Source organism: Alcanivorax sp. HI0044 (assembly GCF_001634945.1).
The window spans coordinates 1-924 of the sequence record NZ_LWEZ01000083.1 but is presented as its reverse complement, the minus strand read 5'-3'; the positions used below and the strand labels follow the sequence as shown (position 1 = coordinate 924).

The window sequence follows — 924 nt, the reverse complement described above, 5'->3', positions numbered from 1 at the left end:
ATTCCTCGGTAGTTGCCTCGGCATCCAGTTCGCCTTCCTTGAAGATGTTTTTCAGGTGTAAACCGATGGTATCGGCATCTTTCTCAAACAGCTCTGCCATCTGGCCCTGAGACAGCCACAAGGTGTCCTGCTCCAGCCTCACCTCAATGGGACCTTGGTCGCTGCTTTGGTAAATTTCGATCTGTGCGGGCGCGTCCATACGTTTACGTCCCCAAAGCGGTTGTCAGCTGCGCAATGGCCGGAATTTCGACTTTTTCGGCTTCATCCTGAAACATAACGGGCAGTCACGCCAATCAGGCGACTGCGTTCTCCTTGTTATCGACGTTGACTCTGAGCTTGCCGGTGAGCAGGTCTTGCATTAGGGATTTTTTGAGATTTGTGGTTGCGGATAGCTTTTCCGCCTTTCCCAATATGACTCTAGAAATTCTTGCGTGTGCCTCAGCAATCTTCTGTTGCTCGCAAATAGGAGGCAACGGGAGGAGCAATCCCTTCAGGGTTTTAGAGCTTATAGAATCCATCACCCCTCCTTGTGACTCATTTTTGAACTGCTCATGCACCCAATTAGCATAATTTATTTGCCAGCAAATCAACTCAGGAATACATAACTCTTGATCGAAGGTCATTGTCCAAACATGCTTAGAAGACAAAGCCCTGCCGACGCCATCAGGAACAACGCAGCATCTGCCAACAGTTCCCATAATTGTGACCATTACATCCTTTTCTCTGACCGCGTACCGCTTGAGTTCTTCAAACTTTTCTTCTGATACGAATCGCCGAAATTTATTCTCGAACCTTTCAACATGGACGTTATCAATCCCTAGATAAGGGATCCCTTTTTGAACGAGCTCGCTCTTCAGTAGAGAACTGCCAAACGGACCACTTCTCATAGGGTAGTCAACTTTTGCCAACAGGGACTCTAAACCA

At 47.7% G+C, this 924-nt stretch carries 1 protein-coding gene and 1 pseudogene; both read right to left on the bottom strand.

Annotated features, from left to right (window positions below):
* A pseudogene (locus A3730_RS01030) lies at window positions 1-199 on the bottom strand (hypothetical protein); the annotation flags it as partial.
* Window positions 200-293: 94 nt separating this feature from the next.
* The coding region (locus tag A3730_RS01025) for a restriction endonuclease subunit S (protein WP_231883794.1) at window positions 294-924 on the bottom strand (631 nt) is incomplete at its 5' end.